Annotated in this window: 16 protein-coding genes, 4 tRNA genes and 1 pseudogene; 7 read left to right on the top strand and 14 right to left on the bottom strand. The window is 60.3% G+C overall.

All coding sequences use genetic code 11. From position 1 onward, the window contains the following. Positions 1-37 precede the first annotated feature (37 nt). Positions 38-1,210, bottom strand: a complete 1,173-nt coding sequence (locus OKC28_RS00105) for a CD0519/CD1768 family membrane protein (protein ID WP_059169258.1) — start codon at positions 1,208-1,210, stop codon at positions 38-40. 307 nt (positions 1,211-1,517) lie between these two features. Further along, positions 1,518-2,033, bottom strand: a complete 516-nt coding sequence (locus OKC28_RS00100; protein WP_256685941.1) for a ClbS/DfsB family four-helix bundle protein — start codon at positions 2,031-2,033, stop codon at positions 1,518-1,520. 130 nt (positions 2,034-2,163) lie between these two features. On the opposite strand from OKC28_RS00100, the gene OKC28_RS00095 reads away from it, so the two are divergent. Next, positions 2,164-2,496, top strand: coding sequence for a hypothetical protein (locus OKC28_RS00095; RefSeq protein WP_212541137.1), 333 nt, complete (start codon positions 2,164-2,166; stop codon positions 2,494-2,496). Between the two features lie 176 nt (positions 2,497-2,672). Here OKC28_RS00095 and OKC28_RS00090 read toward each other — a convergent pair. The 5 genes from OKC28_RS00090 to plsY form a co-directional block, all read right to left on the bottom strand. Continuing rightward, a tRNA-Asn gene (locus OKC28_RS00090) sits at positions 2,673-2,748 on the bottom strand. An 8-nt stretch (positions 2,749-2,756) separates the two neighbouring features. Further along, positions 2,757-2,832: transfer RNA gene (locus OKC28_RS00085), tRNA-Phe, on the bottom strand. 10 nt (positions 2,833-2,842) lie between these two features. Continuing rightward, positions 2,843-2,918 (bottom strand) — tRNA-Thr (locus OKC28_RS00080). Positions 2,919-2,969: 51 nt separating this feature from the next. After that, positions 2,970-3,045 (bottom strand) — tRNA-Phe (locus OKC28_RS00075). A gap of 47 nt (positions 3,046-3,092) precedes the next feature. Next, positions 3,093-3,755, bottom strand: a complete 663-nt coding sequence (gene plsY, locus OKC28_RS00070) for a glycerol-3-phosphate 1-O-acyltransferase PlsY (RefSeq protein WP_058394568.1) — start codon at positions 3,753-3,755, stop codon at positions 3,093-3,095. A 169-nt stretch (positions 3,756-3,924) separates the two neighbouring features. Here plsY and folB point away from each other — a divergent pair, with 169 nt between their 5' ends. The 3 genes from folB to OKC28_RS00055 all read left to right on the top strand — a co-directional run bounded on the left by folB (position 3,925) and on the right by OKC28_RS00055 (position 5,471). After that, a complete protein-coding gene (gene folB / locus OKC28_RS00065; RefSeq protein WP_111588884.1) occupies positions 3,925-4,296 on the top strand; it encodes a dihydroneopterin aldolase in 372 nt (123 codons plus the stop codon). 52 nt (positions 4,297-4,348) lie between these two features. Continuing rightward, on the top strand, positions 4,349-4,858 hold the full coding sequence (folK, locus tag OKC28_RS00060; protein ID WP_256685945.1) for a 2-amino-4-hydroxy-6-hydroxymethyldihydropteridine diphosphokinase: 510 nt from the start codon (positions 4,349-4,351) through the stop codon (positions 4,856-4,858). Positions 4,859-4,982: 124 nt separating this feature from the next. Then, positions 4,983-5,471: a YbaK/EbsC family protein gene (locus tag OKC28_RS00055; protein WP_059113474.1), complete on the top strand. Its 489-nt coding sequence runs from the start codon at positions 4,983-4,985 to the stop codon at positions 5,469-5,471. 21 nt (positions 5,472-5,492) lie between these two features. On the opposite strand, the gene mdtD is transcribed toward OKC28_RS00055, so the two are convergent. From mdtD to OKC28_RS00020, 7 genes and pseudogenes are all read right to left on the bottom strand, one after another. Next, entirely contained in the window at positions 5,493-6,881 is a 1,389-nt protein-coding gene (gene mdtD, locus OKC28_RS00050) for a multidrug transporter subunit MdtD (RefSeq protein WP_087756630.1), read from the bottom strand. 61 nt (positions 6,882-6,942) lie between these two features. After that, positions 6,943-8,070, bottom strand: coding sequence for a CobW family GTP-binding protein (locus OKC28_RS00045; RefSeq protein WP_270686502.1), 1,128 nt, complete (start codon positions 8,068-8,070; stop codon positions 6,943-6,945). 9 nt (positions 8,071-8,079) lie between these two features. Continuing rightward, entirely contained in the window at positions 8,080-9,474 is a 1,395-nt protein-coding gene (locus tag OKC28_RS00040) for a D-arabinono-1,4-lactone oxidase (RefSeq protein WP_256685951.1), read from the bottom strand. Between the two features lie 117 nt (positions 9,475-9,591). Further along, a pseudogene (locus OKC28_RS00035) lies at positions 9,592-9,669 on the bottom strand (LysE family translocator); the annotation flags it as partial. 42 nt (positions 9,670-9,711) lie between these two features. Then, positions 9,712-11,298, bottom strand: a complete 1,587-nt coding sequence (locus OKC28_RS00030; RefSeq protein ID WP_256685953.1) for an EAL domain-containing protein — start codon at positions 11,296-11,298, stop codon at positions 9,712-9,714. Positions 11,299-11,632: 334 nt separating this feature from the next. Further along, a complete protein-coding gene (acnB, locus tag OKC28_RS00025; RefSeq protein WP_234593268.1) occupies positions 11,633-14,230 on the bottom strand; it encodes a bifunctional aconitate hydratase 2/2-methylisocitrate dehydratase in 2,598 nt (865 codons plus the stop codon). Positions 14,231-14,458: 228 nt separating this feature from the next. Next, a complete protein-coding gene (locus OKC28_RS00020) occupies positions 14,459-16,723 on the bottom strand; it encodes a patatin-like phospholipase family protein (protein WP_256685955.1) in 2,265 nt (754 codons plus the stop codon). A 258-nt stretch (positions 16,724-16,981) separates the two neighbouring features. Between OKC28_RS00020 and OKC28_RS00015 the strand changes: the two genes are divergently transcribed. From OKC28_RS00015 to OKC28_RS00005, 3 genes are all read left to right on the top strand, one after another. After that, positions 16,982-18,892, top strand: coding sequence for a methyl-accepting chemotaxis protein (locus tag OKC28_RS00015; RefSeq protein ID WP_256685957.1), 1,911 nt, complete (start codon positions 16,982-16,984; stop codon positions 18,890-18,892). Positions 18,893-19,055: 163 nt separating this feature from the next. Then, complete coding sequence (locus OKC28_RS00010; RefSeq protein WP_256685959.1) at positions 19,056-20,702, top strand: methyl-accepting chemotaxis protein; 1,647 nt, start codon at positions 19,056-19,058, stop codon at positions 20,700-20,702. Between the two features lie 135 nt (positions 20,703-20,837). After that, positions 20,838-21,020: a hypothetical protein gene (locus tag OKC28_RS00005; RefSeq protein WP_099994484.1), complete on the top strand. Its 183-nt coding sequence runs from the start codon at positions 20,838-20,840 to the stop codon at positions 21,018-21,020. Positions 21,021-21,100 lie beyond the last annotated feature (80 nt).

The following is a 21,100-nucleotide window of genomic DNA, read 5'->3' as shown; positions in this document are numbered from 1 at the left end:
AGGCCCCGAAGGGCCTCTTTTGTTATCTGAACCTAACTCAGCCCAGCAGCAGGTAGAGCTGATGGGCCGCCACACCGGCGCAGAGACCGCCGATGGTATGAGCCACTATGGCGCGGGAGGTGAGATGGCGATAACCGAGCGCATCCAGCATGGCGGTGTGAGTACTCAGAAAACCGCTCCAGCACATGCCCATGGCGGTGAATACCGCCACCTCGTTGCCGGTGATCCAACCCTTGCCGATGAAAGGAGGCACCAGCGACATGGCGGCCCCGACCGCTCCCAGTGAAGTTACGGGGAAAGCCACCAGCTCGGCATGGGTAAAACCGAACAGCATCTCGAACAACCAGCCCACCTTGGCCGCCAGCACGGGCAGCAGTGCCACCCCCTGGAAGGCCTCACCGGTATAGCCCTTGTCGCCAGGACCAAAGGTCAGCAACATGACGAAGGTACTGATGATGAGCACACCCGGGATCACCGCCATGCCGAGCTCCACCCCGGACTTGCCACCATCGAGCAGGGCATTGAGCACCCGGAGCCAAGTGGGAGCCGCTTCCTGACTCAGCCCGGGCTTGGCGCCCACGCTCACCACTTCGTCATCAATCAGGGTCTCCCCCACCAGCGGCCTGATCATGCGCTGCATCAGCCGGGTCGAGACCACTGAGCCGATGAGGGCGCCGAGCAGACCTATCAAAGCCGCACTGGCAGTGGATTCACCGCTTGGCAGTTGCAGGGTGGCCATGAAGGTCACCACGATCAGCCCCATGCCAAAAGCCGTCCCGAAGTTGGTCAGAGACACCAGTTGCCAGGGGGTGAAGCCCTTGCGAAAGCGACTGTCTTTGGCGAGGCTGATCACCGCCGGGTTGTCGGAAAAGAACGTCATCAGAGCCGCCAGGGCGGTGCGGCCCGGCAGACGGAAGATGGGCTTCATCAGTGGCGCCAGCAGCACCTCCAGCAGGCGGATCACTCCGAACTCGCTGAGCAGCTGGCTCAGCGCCCCGGATAGCACTGTAATCCCCATGATGAAGAGCACAGTATTGAGCAGCAGCTGATGGGCCGTATTGAACAGGGTGTTGACCAGGGCGGAGAGCCCCATCAGGCTGCCGAGGTAACCGAACAGGCTGCCCAGAATGGCCAGTACCAGTACCGGCTCCAGCCAGCGGCGAAGGGAGTTTTGTGCTGCATGTGAATCTTTAACTGCTTGATTTTCCATACCAATCCTGATGACTGTCTCTGTGTGAATCGTTGTTTTTGTTATTGAACTCGTGACACCGGAGCCCTCGTCTCGCAACAAGGGCTCCGGTGATATCCGGATGAACAGCCCGCCGAACTGGCGACTGAACTCAGGAGGAAACACCCGTTTGCCAGACAAGGCAGCATGGCAAGCCGCCTCACGCCAGGGGGGAAGATAAACCCGGCACCCGGGAAAATTGAGGGGCGGGAGTATAACAACCGGGGCAAGTCAGCGAAAGAATACGGGCCGCCTCAGCCAGCATCGCCATCGGCAACACCGGGAACATTCATACCCGAATACAGTTCCCCTTCAACCACTTGCGCAATCGCCCATTGGCATTGTGGTAGGAAGAGGCGGTATTGAACTGGATCATCCGCCCCAGGGTCCACTGCTCATACCAGGGGCGACCATACAGCTCATCGTCACTGCGCATCACGATCAGCTCGACGATGCGGGCCCTGGCCGCCATCAGTCGGGCCAGCAGTGCCGGATAGGCCAGCCCCTCATAATCCCGATAGAACTTTTGGGCCAGCCTGCCCAGCTCGTTCCACTTAAAGCCCGTCTCGGGGAAATCTACCGGCAAGCCCGCCGTATCCCGCTCTATCCACTTGATCACCAGCTCATTCCAGCCGATGAGGTAGGCCACTAGGTTGGCCACGCTCATGCGAGTGCCCTTGCTGTGCCCCTCCATCACCAGCTCCTGCACCCGGTTCTCGGGTACCGCCTGCAAGGCCTTGAGCAACTTGCCAAAATTCGTGTCGATGGCGAGCAGCAGCTCGGCCTTGTTACTGGGGATCCCCATCACCTTACTCCTTCATGCCTGCCACCCTGCCGCCCGGTCGGGATTGCCGCCAGCGGCGCCGAGCGCTAAGCTCGCGGCATCTGCGACCTGCGTTCCCACGCCACCACTCCTGTCACAAGCAAGAAAAGCAATGAATCAGCTTATTACCTATATCAAGGCCATCCATCGGCAACCTGGGCCAGCAACAATCACTCATCAGCAGAGTGAGCACTATAGCGAGAATGACGAGAGTGGCACCCTGATCCAGCACCAGCAAACCACCTATTGGTTCGCCAATGGGGTAGTCATCTGTCATCAGATAGAGCAGGACCAGGTCCCCTCAGAACAGCTGTGCGCCGAATGCTGGATAAGCTATCGAGTTGTCACCAGCAACATGCCCATCACGCCGCCACGCAAGCTGTTCCACAATCCCTGTCAGGAGGCATTCTGGCTGAAGATGCAGGGCATCACGCCGGCAAGGTGACGTAGGACTGATCCACAGGTGAAACAACAGCAGGGAGGAGGGATTTAATAGACTCAACGATCACCGGCAGGCCATCATCTCCATCGACAAACAACAACCGAACCTCTCATGCGAATCTGGTCAGCCGTGAAAAACAGGCAAAGAAAAAGCCCAGCATTGCTGCTGGGCTTTTGTGTTGGCTCCTCCTGCTGGACTTGAACCAGCGACATACGGATTAACAGTCCGCCGTTCTACCGACTGAACTAAGGAGGAATTGTACTTGGTGCCCAGAGACGGAATCGAACCGCCGACACGGGGATTTTCAATCCCCTGCTCTACCGACTGAGCTATCTGGGCAATATATAAATGGTGCCGGCTACCGGAATCGAACTGGTGACCTACTGATTACAAGTCAGTTGCTCTGCCTACTGAGCTAAGCCGGCACACTTAAACCACTGTGCATGAACTAATTTTTTACTTCATGGCACCAAATTTGGTGCCCAGAGACGGAATCGAACCGCCGACACGGGGATTTTCAATCCCCTGCTCTACCGACTGAGCTATCTGGGCGTGGGCGCTATTAAACGGATTTTAAGGCAGGTGGTCAACGGGAAATTTCACTTTTTGTCTCGTTCGTCTCTTTTTTGCGCAACATCATCCATTTCCCCTACTTCTTCCTGTCGGCGCTGTGCCTGGCGGCCCCAGACTCTGGGTTCTTCCCCCTTCAACAGGCGGGCTATGTTCTCGTGATGGCGGACAAGGATGAGGCAGGAGAGCAGGGAAACCGGCAGTGTGTATTCCGGCTTGATCAGATAGGTAAAGAGTGGGCTAAGCAACACGGTAATGATGGAGGCCAGCGAGGAGTAGCCGCTCACCAGCAATACCAGCAGCCAGGTGCCGATGACGGCTCCCCCCATGGTGAAGCCAATGGGCATCATGGTACCGAGTGCCGTCGCCACCCCCTTGCCACCCCGAAAGTGGAAGAAGATGGGGTACATGTGACCCAGACAGGCAGCAACCCCGATAAAGCCGAGGTAGACGGGCTTGATTTGCAGATACCAGGCAAGATAGACAGGCGCCGTGCCCTTGAGCACATCGAGCAGCAAGACCACCAGCGCAGCCACTCGACCACCGAGGCGCAACACATTGGTCGCCCCCGGATTATGGGAGCCATGATCCCGTGGATCCGGCAGACCCGTGATGCGGGAAACCAGCACGGCACTGGACAGCGAGCCGCCCAGGTAGGCCAGAATAATCATCAAAATCGTCAGGGCCGTCATCTTGGTCGTTTTTACCACGATATGAATGGGGTATGATGCGGGCCACATTCTCTGGCTCGGGGTTGCCCAAAGGCGTGTCGCCCAAACCGACCGCGCGGCAAACTGCTTGCCGAGCCTGCATCCCTGCGCTGTCATCACAGCCCATCAAGAGTAAAGAAGAAGTACTGTCATGGACAAGGTGTTTATTCGCGGACTCGAGGTTTTGGCCACCATCGGTGTATATGAGTGGGAGAAGGGCATTCGCCAGAAGCTCTGTTTCGACCTCGAAATGGGGTTTGACAACCGTCCCGCCGCTGCAACCGACGATATCAATCTGGCACTGGATTACGCCACCCTCTCTCGCAAGATCTGTGATCACGCCTCCAGCAAGGTGGTGGAGCTGGTCGAAACCATGGCCGAGCAGGTTGCCATGCTGGTACTGGCCGACGAGCGGGTGCAATGGGTCAAGGTCACCCTGACCAAACCGGGTGCTGTCCCCAATGCGGCTGGCGTCGGGGTAGAGATACTGCGCCATCGCACTCCGGCTGCGAGCGCCTGCTGATGACCACCATCTATATCAGCCCGGGCTCCAACCAGATAACAGGGAGCACTGCATGACCCGTATCTACATCAGCTTGGGTTCCAATATCGAGCGGGAGCACCATATCCGCGCCGGTCTCGATGCTCTGCATGCCGAATTTGGCGAGCTCACCGTCTCCCGGGTATTCGAGAGCGAGGCGGTTGGCTTTGCCGGTCGCCCCTTCTACAACCTGGTAGTCGGTGCCGACACAGATCTGCCGCTGGCCACCCTGTGCCAACGGCTGCGTGCCATGGAGTTTGCCCACGGCCGCGAGCCGGATGCCAAGAAGTTTGCTCCGCGCACCCTGGATCTGGATCTGCTGCTCTATGGCGATCTGGTCTGCGATGTACCGGTCGCGCTACCCCGTGGCGAAATCCTCACCAATGCCTTCGTCCTCTGGCCGCTAGCCGAGCTGGCACCGAGCATGCGCCACCCGGTCGATGGCCGCACGCTGGACGAACTGTGGCAAGGTTACGACAAGGCCTCCCAGCGACTCAGCCCCATTCCCTTTCACTGGGAAGCGCGCGAGCTGCAGCATCACTGAATCAACAAGGGCACCCTAGGGTGCCCTTGTTGCATCTTGCAAGGCGGCTTATCCGCCATAAGAAAGTGTGATTGGGCCCGGCCCGCCATGGCTGGCAGGATAGGGCTCGCCACAGGAGACCCCCATGCCGCTCGATACCATTCACGACTTCAACTGCCAGCTACTGGCCCCATTGCCTCACCAGCGCTATCAGCACGAACCTATCCTCGACTACGCCACCGACGAAAGAGTCAGGGCCCGCTTTGGCTGGCAGGCGGTGTTCAGCAAGACGCTGTTTCTCAAATTCAAGGATGGCCGCTTCGCCCTGCTGCTGACCCATCAAGGGGGGCGACTCGACAACAAGGCGGTCAAGGCCGCGCTCGGTGCCAAGCCGTCTATCTGCACCGCCGAGGAGATGCAGGCAGAGATTGGCTGCCTGCCGGGAGCCGTCTGCCCCTTCCTGCCGAGGGCTGATATTCCCTTGCTGGTGGACTCTGCCCTGCTGGCCCATGATGCCTTCACCTGGACGCCGGGCCACCCGGAGCAGACCTTTATCCTGGCGACCGAGCATCTGCCCCGAGTACTGGCCCAGTTACCCTGCCAGGTCAGCTATCTCACCACGATTCAAGCCTGATTGCTGACGACAGCGACCTGATCACGCCTTGTCGCTTGCCAGTTGGGCAAAGATGAGCGCCGCCAGCATGGACATGAGACCGATGCACAGATAGGTGAGGTGGAAACCGGCCAGCCACTGCCCACCCGAGGCTGACGAACCGGCGGAGAAGAGCCCCAGCAGGCTGGCGGCGATGGCGACCCCCAAGCTCATGGAGAGCTGCATCACCACAGACAGCAGTCCATTGCCGCTGCTGGCGTGCTCCGGACTCAAATCCTGCAGGGTCAGGGTATTCATGGCGGAAAACTGCAATGAGTTGATGGCGCCAAACACCATCAGCCAGCCCAGCAGCACCCCATAGGGAAGCTGGTTATCGATGAGGGCAAAACTGGCGATCATGGCACCCAGCGCCAGTGTGTTGCCGATCAGGATGCGGCGATAACCGATGCGTGGAATCAGCTTGTTCACCAGCGTCTTGGTCAGCATGGCGCCGAGCACAGTGGGGATCATGGTCATCCCCGCCTTGCTCGGCGAGAACCCCAGCCCCAGTTGCAGAAAGAGCGGCGTGAGGAAGGGCATGGCGCCACTGCCGAGGCGGGCAAACAGGTTGCCCCAGACACCGATGGCGAAGGTGGATGTCTTGAACAGCGCGAGACTGAACAGCGGTTGCTCGGCATTGGCGGCATAGAGCCAGTAGCTCGCCATGGCGGCCAGGCCGGACAGCAGCGCAAACAGCGCCCAACCGGTGGAGATGCTGTGCTCCCCCAGCCCCTGCAAACCCACCGACACCAACACCATGCCGGCGCTGAACAGCACGAAGCCCTGCCAGTCGAACTTGGCCGTGCCTTGACGCAGGTCGGGCATGAAGTGCCAGCTGGCGATAAAGCCGAGTATCCCCACCGGCAGGTTGATGAGAAACACCCAGTGCCAGCTCGCCACTTCCACCAGCCAGCCCCCCAGCGCGGGGCCTATCAGCGGCCCCACCAGCCCGGGGATGGTGACAAACGACATCACCCGCAGCAACTCATGTTTGCTGTAGACCCTCAGCACGGCGAGGCGCCCCACCGGCATCAGCAGGGCGCCGCCTATGCCCTGCAACACCCGTGCGGCCACCAGCATGGGCAGCGTATTGGCAGCGGCGCAGGCCAGAGACCCCAGGGTAAACAGCAGGATAGCCACCAGATAGATACGGCGAGTGCCAAACCTGTCAGCCAACCAGCCAGAGGCGGGAATGAGCAGTGCCACCGTCAGCATGTAGGCGATGATCACCGACTGCATCTGCAGCGGGCTCTCCCCCAGGGTTTCGGCCATGCTGGGCAGGGCCGTATTGAGGATGGTGCCATCCAGGGTTTGCATGAAGAAGCCGACCGCCGCCAGCGGCGGCAGCCACTTGCGTTGGGCAGGCGTAACCATGTGTGTGCTATCGGGCATGAGCAGCCACCTCCTCTTCAGATAAAAAAAGACCCGCACGAAAGCGGGTCATATCAGCCTGTCAGGCATCCGGCTGGCCGAGCATGGCTCTGAGCTGCTCTTCCAGACTGGGCTCGGGGGCCTTGAGCGTATCCAGGAACAACCGCTCTATCCCCGCCTTGTCCTGACTTTTCACGATAAACACCAGCCGGGACTGGGCTTTGCCCTCCGGCCAATCTCCCAATGCCTGCAGCGGATAGAGCTGGCCGTGTACGCCGTGGATCACCACGGGCTGGCTCTCTCCCTCCAACTGCAATATCCCCTTGAGCCGCAGCAGAGCATCGCCATATTGGACCTGCACCGCATCGATGGCGGCCAGCAGGCGGGAGGGCTTGAGCGGCTCGCCGATACGCAGGGAGAAGCTCTCTATGTTGCCGTGCTCGAAGTGGGTCGGCGCGGCCGTGCCCACCTTGGCGGCGAACGGCTTCATCTTCGGCTGCATCGGCGAGGCCAGCCCCTGCTTGGGGGATTCGGTGCGCAGCCAGGCCAGCAGTTGGCGCACATCGCGCCCCGCAGCCTCGTCGTAGGCGCCCAGCTTCTCCAACACCGCAGGCGACAGCTCGCCGTTGGTGACCCGCTCAATGGGGGCCGCCGGGTTGAGGGCGGCCAGATGGGCCTCGACGCGCGCCAGCTGATCGCCATCCACCAGATCCCCCTTGCTCACCACCAGCAGATCCGCCAATGCCACCTGCTTCACCGCTTCATACTGAGCCGCCAGCTGCTGTTCGATATGGCCAGCATCCACCACTGTCACTGTGCCATCGAAGCGGTAGCGCTGGGCGATAAAGCCCTCTTCGCGCAGGGTAAACAGCACGGGCGCCGGATCGGCCAGACCGGTTGTTTCTATGATGAGCCTTTTGAACGGCTTGATCTTGCGCTGGATGGCGCGCATGAACAACCCCTGCAGCGCCTCCACCAGGGAGCCCTGCACCGAGCAGCAGATGCAGCCGGAATCGAGCAGCACCACCTGCTCGTCCACCTGCTGCACCAGATGGTGATCCAGCCCGACAGAGCCGAATTCGTTGATGAGCACGGCGCACTCGCCAAGCTCGGGCTGCTTGACCCAGTGGTTGAGCAAGGTGGTCTTGCCGCTGCCGAGAAAGCCGGTCAGCAGGGTCACAGGGATACGAGTGTCTTGCATATCGGTCATGTCGGGTCCTTACCGGTTGGCAAACAGGTCGCTAAGCCAGCGGTTTTCAAAACGGCCATGAGGGTCGAGCTCGCCCTTGAGGGCCAGGAAGTCGTTCCAGCGCGGCAGCAGGGCCGGGAAGTCGTAGAGATCCATCGCCAGATGCTTACCGAAGTGGGGAATGCCGCCGAGCGGCACCAGCAGTTGCTGCAACTCCCGCATCTGCTCCATGGAGCCGTTGACGAAGGTGCCATCCGCCGCCAGATAGACCAGGAAACCGACCCAGCAGACCGATTTATCGTAGGCGGCGCTGAGCCAGGCCTCGGAGGGACCGGTACAACGCAGGATAAAGGGGTAGTGCAATACGCCCGGGTTGGCCTGCTGCCATGCCTGCAGGGTCTCCAGCGCCTCGTTCATGCGGTGCAGTGGCACCGCCACCTCGCAGTTGATCTGGGGTGCGGGTATCCCCTTGCAGAGGATCTGGTAGACGTTGCCCACCAGATCGGAAGCGTCCTTGAAGCGGCGCACCGTCTCGAAGTGCTCCCCCGCCAACGCCTCATCCTTGGTGTCTTTCGCCATCTTCTGCAAGGTGGCATCTATGGTGGCATTCATGCGGGCGTCGATATCGCCCTCCAGCAGCAGCGGCTCGCTGCCGGCGGCGCGGTAACGGGCCACCTCTTCCTCGGAAGCGGGATCCACCAGCCAGATGTGGCTCTCGCCGGTCCAAGCGAACCACCAGCTCTTCACGAAACCGTGCTCGCGATTGAGCCGCTCGTTGTGCGCCAGCAGGAAGGGATAGTCGGTGGTGAACTTGGTGCAACGCATGATGCGGTTCGGTACGGTGCGAAGGCGCACGTCGAGCAATATGCCGAGCATGCCCATCCCCATCACGAAGGCACCGAAGCGCGGATCGGTGCGATCGACCCTGATAATCTCGCCACTGGCCAGCATCACAGTCATCGCTTCCACTGCATCGCACAGGGCAGACTGGTGCAGCCCCTGACCGTGAGTGCCGGTGCTGAGGGCGCCGCCCAGGGTCTGGATGCCAATGACACCGGGGGATGCGGGCAGCATCCGCTCCATGGCGATGAGATCGGCGTAGATGGTATCGAGTGGCGTGCCCGCCTGATAGGTGACGGTATCGGCGGTTTTCGCCAGCTGGCCGCGAAGGTGGTACAAGTCCACCAGCAGCGCCTGACTGCCCTCGGCATAGACGCTGTGAATGGGCTCGAAGGAGAGGCCTGAGCCGATCAGCCGCAGCTTGCGCTCCGGGTATTCACGCAGCAGCGCCTGCAGCTCGTCGCGGTTCTTCGGGCGCCACACCTGATCCAGGGCGCCGAGGGGGTTGGTCCTGGACCAGTTGAACAGCACCTCCCGATTGTTGATCGCCTTGATGCTGTGAAATGCCTGGAACTTGACCGTCATACCGCGCCTCATCTGACTTCTAAATGAGCGGCAATTCTACCGAAAAGCGGACCACAAGGCATGAAAAACAAGCCCCTACAGTCGGGGGTGGATAAGGGGGATAACTCCCCCACTCCCTCAGCGCGATTGCTGGGTCAGTGCCAGCAGCATGCCGAACCCCACCAGCAAGCCGCCAAACACCCGGTCAATCCAGTGGCACAGTGGCTGCCATCCCTGCCTCAGTGAAGAGGCCCATAGTCAGATCGCGTTCGATATACCCCGTACAGATTCTGGCAACCGGGCCTTCGCCTCTCCCGGTAGCCGCTCCTCGCAGAATTGACGCAACGGCATGGGGCGACCAAACAGGTAGCCTTGCAGGTAGTCGACGCCCTTGGCTCTCAGATAGGCGGCCTGCAATTCGCTCTCGACCCCTTCTGCTATCAGTAACAAGCCCAGTCTGGCGCCCAGGTCGATGACATTCGCCACTATGTGCTCGGAGAGCGACTCTGTACCGATACGGCCGATAAAGGATTGGTCGATCTTCAGATAATCCACGTGGAACTGCTGCAAATAGAAGAGGCTGGAGTGACCCGTTCCGAAGTCATCGATGGCCAGCTTGACCCCCATCTGATCCAGTTGCCGGAACAGGGAGAGGGTATTCGGATCCACTACCAGCAGCTCACGTTCGGTCAGCTCCAGCACCAGCACTATCTTGCCGGGGGCAAACTGCGCCAGAAAAGTGCGGCACTCCTGCAGCAAAGCCAGGTCGCGACAGTGGGCCGCGCTGATATTGAAACTGATGTGAAAGCCATCGGGCAGGCGTGCCTGCTCTCGGCTCAACACCTGTGCCACCTTCTTCATGATCAGGGTCGTCATGGGCACTATCAGCCCGGACTCCTCCGCCTGGGGAATAAAGAGGTCGGGACGGATAAGACCTGAATTGGGATGCTGCCAGCGCATCAGCACTTCCACCCCCATCAACCTGGTGTCACTCGTGGTGACCAGAGGTTGCAGATAGGGTTCGAACTCCTTGGCCCGCAACGCTCTGCGCAACTCGCCGACCGGGGAACCCGGGCGGCCCAGCAGCCACCATACCAGCAGTGCAAAGGCTAATGAGAGACCGCACAGCAGAGAGAGGATCAGAGACTTGTGATCCCACAGCGAATGCCAGTAAGCCAGGGTCACGTAACCGGCATGAATGGAGAAGGGGTAATGTGGTGAAGTCAGCTCGGTTCTGGCCAGAGCATGCAGGTCGGGGGCCTTGTCCAGATAGTGGCCTGCTTCATCAAACCAGGTGCTGCCCACCCGCATGAAGAGATTGCCGGCGTGATGGCTCAGGGTCAGCATGACGCTAAGGTATTCCCCATCGATGGCGCTCAAGGCTGCAGTTCTTCCCTGCTCACTGCGCACTATCAGCAAGGGATGATTGGCCCGCACCTGATTGCCACGCATCAGCAGCAACTTGCGCGCTATATAGGGGCTGGCATCATCGACCTCACGCACAGAGCCAAACAGGGAGGTGCAGTACAGCATCCCCTCCTTGACCAGGTTGACCGAGCGAACAAAAGGCACCAGTGCGACCTGCTCACGCAGCTGAAAATCTATCTCGTCACAAGGGGCGCCCACCAGCGGCAGCACCTGACGATTGGCCCGCTCGGCGTGATCCAGCATATTTTCCATCAGCGTCATCGCCTTGTGGGCGGCGGCGGCGGAACCGGATTCCAGCTCCTGCATGTAGTTTTTGTGCGTTATCCATCCCCCCACCAGCAGCGGCAGGATGAAGACCATGAAAGCGCAGCAGAGCCGAAGCCAGCGGCGGGAGAGATCGATATAAAAAAAATGCATAACCGATTCATCCAAAGAAACGGCCCGCCGGCCTGAATCAGGTGAACATCAGGCAAACGGCAATGTGGTTATGACGACAAGCCCCACCAGTCTGCGCTGATCGGGCCTTCCCCCTGTTTTCCCGCAGTGACTGCCGCGGGGATCTCCCTCTCTTCTCTCTGGCAATGCAGGACAAAAGGAGGGGTGCAGCTTACCTCAGCTTGCCATCCGAACCACTTATCCTGAATAAATATTTGTGTCTGTATGCATCGTATGCAGCCCTGTTACCCAATAAAAAAAGAGCCCCGGCACTGCCGGGGCTCTGTTGCATCAGATGACGGCGAATGCCGGAATCTTATACCGCTTGCTGCAGGATCACCGCATCGGCCTTCTTGGTGTAGGAGGCGATCTCGTTGAAGTTGAGGTAGCGATAGGTATCGGCCGCAGTGGCATCCAGGGTCTTGGCGTACTGCAGATACTCGGCAACGGTCGGGATCTTGCCAAGGATGGCGGCAACGGCAGCCAGCTCGGCAGAGGCCAGGTAGACGTTGGCACCCTTGCCCAGACGGTTCGGGAAGTTACGGGTGGAGGTAGAGACCACAGAAGCCCCTTCCGCCACGCGCGCCTGGTTGCCCATGCAGAGGGAACAACCCGGGATCTCGATGCGAGCACCGACGCGACCGAAAATGCCGTAGTAGCCCTCTTCGGTCAGCTGATCCTTGTCCATCTTGGTGGGCGGTGCGATCCACATGCGAGTCGGCAGTTCGCCCTGATACTTCTCGAGCAATTTACCGGCGGCACGGAAGTGGCCGATGTTGGTCATGCAGGAACCGATGAAAACTTCGTCGATCTGGCTGCCAGCCACGTCGCTCAACAAACGGGCATCGTCCGGATCGTTCGGCGCACACAGGATGGGCTCCTTGATGGTGGCCAGATCGATCTCGATGATTTCGGCGTACTCGGCATCCTTGTCCGCTTCCATCAACACAGGGTTAGCCAGCCACTCCTCCATCCCCCGGATACGGCGGGTGATGGTGCGCGGGTCGCCGTAACCTTCGGACAACATCCATTTCAGCATGACGATGTTGGACTTGAGGTACTCGGTGATCGGCGCCTGATCCAGCTTGATGGTGCAACCGGCGGCGGAACGCTCGGCGCTGGCGTCAGCCAGCTCGAACGCCTGCTCCACCTTCAGGGTCGGCAAACCTTCAATCTCGAGGATACGGCCGGAGAAGATGTTCTTCTTGCCCGCTTTCTCGACGGTCAGCAGCCCTTTCTGGATGGCGGCATAAGGGATGGCATGAACCAGGTCACGCAAGGTGATGCCCGGTTGCAACTCGCCCTTGAAGCGCACCAGCACGGATTCCGGCATGTCCAGCGGCATCACGCCGGTCGCGGCGGCAAAGGCCACCAGACCGGAGCCCGCCGGGAAGGAGATACCGATGGGGAACCGGGTATGGGAGTCACCACCGGTACCGACGGTATCCGGCAGCAACATGCGGTTCAACCAGGAGTGGATGACGCCATCACCCGGACGCAAGCTCACACCACCGCGATTCATGATGAAGTCCGGCAGAGTGTGGTGAGTCTGCACGTCGATGGGCTTGGGATAGGCGGCTGTGTGGCAGAAGGACTGCATGGTCAGATCGGCGGAGAAGCCGAGGCAAGCCAGGTCCTTGAGCTCATCGCGGGTCATGGGGCCCGTGGTGTCCTGGGAGCCGACCGTGGTCATTCTGGGCTCGCAGTAGGTGCCCGGGCGAATGCCCTGCACGCCACACGCCTTGCCCACCATCTTCTGGGCCAGGGTGTAACCCTTGCCGGTATCGGCCACAGGCACAGGACGACGGAATACGGTGGAGAACGGCAGACCCATGGCTTCGCGGGCCTTGTCGGTCAGGCCACGACCTATGATCAGCGGAATACGGCCACCGGCGCGGACTTCGTCGATCAGCACGTCGGTTTTCAGTTCAAACTGGGCCAGCACCTGATCGGTGCCGTGCTTGCAGATCTTGCCAGCAAAGGGATAGATGTCGATGACATCGCCCATCTCCAGCTTGGAGACATCCACTTCGATGGGCAGAGCGCCCGCATCTTCCATTGTGTTGAAGAAGATGGGTGCAATCTTGCCGCCGAGGCAGACACCGCCGGCGCGCTTGTTCGGCACGAACGGAATGTCGTCACCCATGAACCAGAGCACAGAGTTGGTGGCAGATTTACGGGAAGAGCCGGTACCGACCACGTCGCCGACATACGCCAGCGGGAAACCCTTCTCTTTCAGGGCATCTATGGTCTTGATGGGGCCGACGGTGCCGTCGTTGTCAGGAGTGATGCCGGGACGGGCATTTTTCAGCATGGCCAGGGCATGGAGCGGAATATCGGGACGGGACCAGGCGTCCGGCGCAGGTGACAAGTCATCGGTGTTGGTTTCACCGGTCACCTTGAACACGGTCACAGTGATCTTCTCGGCCAGCTCGGGACGAGAGAGGAACCACTCGGCATCGGCCCAGGATTGCATCACCTGCTTGGCGTGAGCATTGCCCGCCTTGGCCTTCTCTTCCACATCGTGGAAGGAGTCAAACATCAGCAGGGTGTGAGACAGACCCTTGGCGGCAAGTGGCGCCAGGGTGGCATGGTCCAGCAGGTCGATCAGCGGCTGAATGTTGTAACCACCCTGCATGGTGCCCAGCAGCTCAACGGCTTGTGCGGCGGTCAGGATGGGAGAGTGGGCTTCGCCCTTGGCGATGGCGGTGAGGAAACCGGCTTTGACATAAGCCGCTTCATCAACACCTGGTGGAATTCGGGAGGATAACAGCTCTTTCAGAAAGTCTTCTTCGCCAGCGGGCGGGTTCTTGATCAGTTCAACCAGGGCGGCGACCTGCTCTGCATCCAGAGGTTTGGCAACCACGCCCTCGGCGGCACGTTCTGCGACGTGTTTACGGTATGTTTCAAGCACGACTAATTCCTCTTTGGTCTTTTTTTGGGGTTCGCCCAGGCTCGCGGCGATCGTCCTTGCGGGACACCCGTAGGGTGCCCCTCACTATATAAGTTTTAACGAGTAATTAAAATCCAAACCCTGTACAGATATTCAACAAGCCAGGCTAACCAATTAAACTTGCTCACATTTTGCCGCCACATAAAAGCCAGGCAAGAAATAAGTTAACAAAAAGGCATCATTTGGCCGTTATTCGAATGTGGTGCCCAATTGCAGATAGAACATGTTGTTGCCCCCCTCCGCCATGCCGTAGCCGAGGAAGATGGGACCGAGGAAGCTCTCTATCCCCACGTAGACGGATCCTCCGGTGAAGGAGCTCTCGATACTGATGTCTTCCCCCTTGTCCCACACCCCTCCTTGCTCGAGGGAGCCCCCCAGATAGAGCGGCGCCCGCAGCGCACCAAAGTCGTTGTCGACCACCCGATAGATGTAGCGCAGCCCGCCAAACAGACTGTAGCGACCGCTGAGCTGGTAGCGCTGGAAACCGGACATACGGAACAGCCCGCCCAGATCCTGCACGAACAGCGGATACTCTTCCTGCGAAGTGGAGCCACCCCCTTCCAGTATCAGGTTCAGGCTGTGTCTGTCCCAGGACCAGGGCTTGATCATAGAGAGGTGATAATTGACCCCCTCATTTCGCTCGTTTTCTTCATCATCACTGTGATAATCCAGCCGGACATGGGAATAGCCACCCTTGATGTCCCAGAACACCCCTTCATAGGGGAAGTAGCGGCTGTCGAGGGTATCGTGCTCGAAACGGACATAAGGGCCCCAGGAGATGGCATCCGAATTCACCCCATTCAAGTTCCTGACATCGATACTGCCCATCTTGCCTTCCACCCCCAGCGAGAGGCGACTCCAGGGCTGCCGGTTCCAGCCAACCGCCAGATCGGCGCTGGTGAAGCTGTATTCGGAGTCGATATAGCTCACATCATTAGCACCGTTCGGGTCTTCAGGAATGAAAATCCGGCGCTGGGTCTTGTCATAGGCCAGGCTCGCCTCGCCGTAGAAGGTCTGGGAAGGCTCCAGCGGCGAATAGAAGTCGGTCTTGAGGTGCTTGGCGGTGCCCAGGGAGGCCTCAGTCAGCCACTCGGCGCCCCACTCATTCAAGTTGGTGAGTGTGTAGGACATGCCGACGTTGTAGTTGGAGCTGCTCTCGAAGTCGTCGGAGAAGCCGAACTGGAAGTTGAGGTAGCCCGGCCCCCAGTTTTTCTCGCTGGCATCCACCACCAACACGTTCTCTCCGTCGCGTTCTTCCACCTCATAGGTGATGCGGTCAAACGACTCCAGTGCGTAGAGGCGGCGAATGCCCGCCTCCAGGCTTTCGTTGGTCTGTATCTTGTCGGGTTTCACCTTCAACATGGCGCGCACCGTCTCGTCGGAAAGGCGTGACTTGTTGAGGATCTCCACCTTGTCGATGTAGTAGGCGGGCTGACCGCTGCGCTCGGCACGGCGGCTCAGCTTCTGGTTGCGATAGACGGCGTACTCCCTGGGCGAGAGGGAGAGCGCATCGAGCTGGGTAGCGGCGCGGTTGGCCACCGCCTCCCCCTGCTTGATCCCTTCCGGCATCAGGGAAAAGTCGGCGATGCCCATGTTGCCAAATTCAGGGGTCAGCAGAATATCTTGCGGCCCCAGCAGCGCCTTCTGCTTGTCGGTACCGACCTGGGTCATGTAGGTGGTGAGCTGATCTATCATGGCGAGGCCGGACTTGAGGGATTCCCTAGTGCGCAACCTGGCACCGATATCCACGGCTATCACAACGTCGGCTCCCATCCCCTTGGCCACGTCCACCGGCATGTTGTTGACAGTACCGCCGTCGGCCAGGATATGTCCCTCCCACTCCACTGGCTTGAGGGCACCGGGAATGGACATGGATGCCTGCATCGCCTTGGCAAGGCTGCCCCCCTCCAGTACGAAGGGCGTCACAGTCTCCATGTCGGTTGCCACGGCGCGATAGGGGATGGGCAGGTCGTCGAAGCTCTTCTGGGCCGGCAGGTTGGACGTGGCGTGGCGCAGCAGGCTGGCCATGGACTGGCCCTGGAAGAATCCATCCGGGAACTGGACAGCGTCACCGTTGACACCGATATCGGTGCGCAGCTGATACTTCTCGCTCTGCTGCTTCTTGCGCAGGGATAACTCGTCCCGACCGACCTTGTCCTGATATCCCTTGTTCCAGTCGATGGCCAGGGTGGTGCGCTCCACCTCCTCGGCGCTGAGCCCCATGGCGTACATGCCCGCCACGTAGGAGCCCATGCTGGTGCCCACTATGATATCCACCGGAATGCGCTTCTCCTCCAGCACCTTGAGGATGCCGATATGAGCCGACCCCTTGGCACCGCCACCGCTCAGCACCAGGGCAATCCTGGGCCGTTCGGACTGGGCCGCCGCCATGAGTGGCAAGCCTGCCAGCAAAATCAGAAACAGGTGGGTCCATCCCCGACGAAAGATGCGCATATGATTTTCCATTGAATCCAGTGCGAGCCAAGTAAGCAGTGACGCTTACTATAAAGTGCGAAAATCTAACCGCAACAGCCACGACAGCAATATAGGGCCGCGATGGCGGCGCTGTTCGTTGATAAACCGGAGCTGCACCAGCACGCCCCTGTGAGCGCAAACGCAATCTATCAATAAAACCGGTTAGCCCCTCAAGGGCATCACCACACTGCCGTTAATATGTACTCAATCCCGTCTCCACACTTCTGAGTCAATCCCATGCTTGCACGCCTGACACTCAAACAGAAAATTCTGGCCACCGTCACCCTGGCCGTGGTGCTCTCCTGCCTGCTGGTGGGTTACTTCAGCCAGCGCTCGGCGCAACAACTGATCGAAACCCGCATGTTCGAGCAGGAGCTGCCCAACCTGACCCAGCGTATCGGCAAGGAGATCGAGAAGGATCTGACTTCGGTCGCCAATGCCGCCAGACAGCTGGCCAACGACCGCTTCGTGCTGGACTGGGTCGCCCGCGGCATGCCCAAGGAGCAGGAGTCCATCCTCATCGATCAGCTCAAGGACATGACGGCCCAGTATGGTTTGGTGACCGCCTCCTTTGCCGATCGGCAGAGCGCGGCCTACTACAACCAGGATGGCTTCCTGCGCAACCTGACCCCTGAGCAGGACGCCTGGTTCTACGGCTATACCAAGAGCCCGCAAGACCTGATGCTCAGCATCTTTCGCGAGACCAATGGCGAGGTGAAGCTGTTCGTCAACTTCCAGCAGCTCAACGGCCGCGGTCTGGCGGGGCTCGCCAAGTCCCTCGACAGCATGGTCAGCATGCTCGCCAACTTCCGGATCGGTGACAGCGGCTTCGTGTTCATGACAGATGGCAGCGGCAAGGTGAAGCTGCACCCGGATGCCGCCCGCATCGATCGGGACAACCTGACCCAGCTGGCCAGCGGCACTACAACCAACCTTCTGACCAAGCAAGCGTTCGCCGCCACCCAGGCCGAGGTCGATGGCCAGGCCGTGATACTGGCCACCAGCTACATCCCCATGCTCGACTGGTATCTGGTGGCCCAGGTGCCGGAAGCCGAGATCTATGCCGAGCTGGACAAGGCACGACTGCACATTGTGCTGGTGAGCCTGGCCATCGCCACCGGCATGGGCTTGCTCGGCATGCTGCTGGCCGGTTCCGTCAGCCGCCCGCTCAACGAGCTGGCCCGCCTGTTCCGTGAACTGGGCAGTGGCGATGGCGATCTCACTCAGCGCCTCAAGGTAGAAGGCCACGACGAGCTGACCCAGGTTGCCACCGGCTTCAACAACTTCGTCGCCAAGATCCACGGCTCCATCGAGCAGGTCGCCAGCAACTCCCGTCAACTGGCCGCTACCGCCAACGAGGTGGCCAGCAAGGCGCAGCTGACCCAGCACAACTGTACCGCCCAGCGCGACCGTACCGTCCAGGTGGCGACCGCCATTCACGAGATGGGGGCGACGGTAGGCGAGATCGCCGGCAACGCCTCCCTGGCGGCGGACGTCGCCAGACAGGCCAACGAGCAGGCCGATGCGGGTGCTGTCGTCGTCGCCCAGGCCCGCCACGGCATCGTCGGCCTCTCCAGCGAGATTGAGCAGGTCGCCGGTGTCATTGAATCCCTGGCCAACCAGACCGACTCCATCGGCAGCATTCTCGACACCATCCGCAGCATCTCGGAGCAGACCAACCTGCTGGCACTGAACGCAGCCATCGAGGCGGCACGGGCAGGTGAACAGGGCCGGGGCTTTGCCGTGGTAGCCGACGAGGTACGCAATCTGGCGAGCCGCTCCGCCGCCTCCACCGCCGAGATCCAGGGCATGATCAACCGGCTGCAGGAGCAAAGCGCCCGCGCGGTCAGTGCCATGGCCCAGGGTCGCAGCCAGAGTCTGGAAGTGGTAGCTCAGGCTGACGAAGCCAATGCCGCCCTTGGCCATATCACAGCCCACATCACCCAGATCAGTGACATGAACATCCAGGTCGCCACCGCTACCGAGGAGCAATCCAGCGTGGTGGGCGAGATCAATCGCAACGTGGAAGACATCAACCAGCTCACCATGGAGACGGCCGACATAGCCCACCAACTGACCGAGTCGAGCCGCAGCCTGCAACAACTCTCAGGCGAGCTGGACAAGCTGGTCGGCAACTTCCGCCTGTAAACGGCGTCGGGAGTCACACCTAAAAAGGAGCGCCATGGCGCTCCTTTTTTATGCGGCTTGCGGCCCATTCCCCGTGCCTTTGCCCGGGAGGCGGCCAATTCATATCTATACTGGCAACAACCCTCATCGACCACATCATGGCCAGCCATGAAGGAGCACTCCCTTGCTAGAAGGTAAACTGACGCTCAAATTGCAGCTGATCCTGGCTGTCACAGTGCCCTGTCTTGCCCTCTTGCTCGTGGGTGGCGCCAGCCTGAGAAGCATGGGCTCCATCCAGCAGCAATCCACCGAGCTCTACCAGAACACGGCCACCCCCATGCGCGCCATGGCGGAAGTGGTATCACGCATCCCCCGCATGCGGGTGGGGATCGACATGATGCTGCTGCAAGATACCTCCCTCAAGGATGAACGGGGCGTACTCAGCCGGGTCAAGGATGCCCGTGACGAGGACATTCCCGAGATGCGTCAGGCCATGCAGCAAGCGGTAACCGCCCAGACGGATCCGGCGGCCAGAGCGGATGCGCAAAAACTGCTGAGCCAGTTTGAAGGAATGGAGAGCAACGAGCTGAACCCCATGCTGCAGGCGCTGGAAAAAGGGGACATGGAAGCGGCGAGAGGCATCTATCGGGATCGCTATACGGTCACCTATGGCACCATGCGCAAGGATGCCAACGCCCTGCTCGACGGCCTGATCCAGCAGGCACAGCAGCGCCATCAGCGCGGTGAGCAGAGCTATGCCAGCGGACGAATGCAGATGATCACCATCATCAGCGGCGCCATCCTCATCTCGCTGCTGGTCTCGGTGCTCATCCTGATCAACCTCAAGCGTCGGGTCGGCTTCCTGCAACAGTACATCGGCTATGCCGCCGAGCATCTGGCGCTGGACTCCCGCGCCAAGCTCACTGGCAATGACGAGCTGGCGGAGATCACGGAGAGCTTCAACCACTTCGTCAGCAAGATCCACAGCGCCATCGAGCAGGTCGCCAGAAACTCCCACCAGCTCGCCGCCACCGCCGACGAAGTGGCCAGCAAGGCGCAGCTGACCCAGCAAAACTGCACCGCCCAGCGTGACCGCACAGTGCAGGTGGCCACCGCCATCCACGAGATGGGGGCAACCGTGAGCGAGATAGCAGGCAACGCCTCGCAAGCCGCCGAGGTGGCCAGGCAGGCCAACGACCAGGCTGAAGCAGGCGCTGGCGTAGTGGCCCAGGCCCGCCACGGCATAGTCGGTCTCTCCGACGAGATTGCACAGGTGGCGGGCGTGATAGAGTCGCTGGCGACGCAGACCGACTCCATCGGCAGCATCCTGGAGACCATTCGCAGCATCTCGGAGCAAACCAACCTGCTGGCCCTCAACGCCGCCATCGAGGCGGCCCGCGCCGGTGAACAGGGCCGTGGCTTCGCCGTGGTGGCCGACGAGGTACGCAACCTCGCCAACCGCTCTGCCGCCTCCACCGCCGAAATTCAGGGCATGATCAACCGGCTTCAGGATCAGAGCGCCCGTGCTGTCAGCGCCATGACTCAGGGCCGCAGCCAGAGCCTGGCGGTAGTAACCCAGGCCGACGAGGCCAATGGTGCACTCGGTCAGATCACCGCTTACATCACCCAGATCAACGACATGAACATCCAAGTCGCCACCGCCACCGAAGAGCAGTCGAGCGTGGTCGGCGAGCTCAATCGCAACGTGGAGGACATCAACCAGCTCACCATGGAAACTGCCGACATAGCCCACCAATTGACCGACGCCAGCCGCAGCCTGCAACAACTCTCCGGCGAGCTCGACAAGCTGGTGGGCAATTTCCGGCTGTAACCCCTTCTTCCCCTCACACGAGGAGCGCCGCGGCGCTCCTCGTCATATCAGCGGCAAGCCATGACGCACACCCGCAAACTCGCCTCCGCCCCTGCCTGAAAATGCCCCATAATCAGGGAAATAACAGGAGGCATTATGGGCAAGCTGGTTGTGACTATGTTGCTGGGGAGTCTGCTCTGCGCCTGCAGCAGCGGGCCTGTACGGGTGCACGGTGCCGATGTCAGCGTGGACGATACCCGGATCCGGGTCAGTGATGGCAGCAATGGGGGCAATGGAACCTTCTGCCCTCCAGGTCAGGCCAAAAAAGGGCGCTGCTAGCGCTAATGCCGATCAGTTAAGGATCCATTGACCGATCCTGCTGATGTGTAAAAATCCGAAACCTGTTGATTTGGTTTCGG

The sequence above is a fragment of the Aeromonas sp. D3 genome, assembly GCF_027705025.1.
In the GTDB taxonomy this organism is placed as follows: Bacteria; Pseudomonadota; Gammaproteobacteria; order Enterobacterales; family Aeromonadaceae; genus Aeromonas; species Aeromonas salmonicida.
Note: the sequence above shows the minus strand (reverse complement) of the source record. Positions and strands in the feature narration are given on the sequence as shown.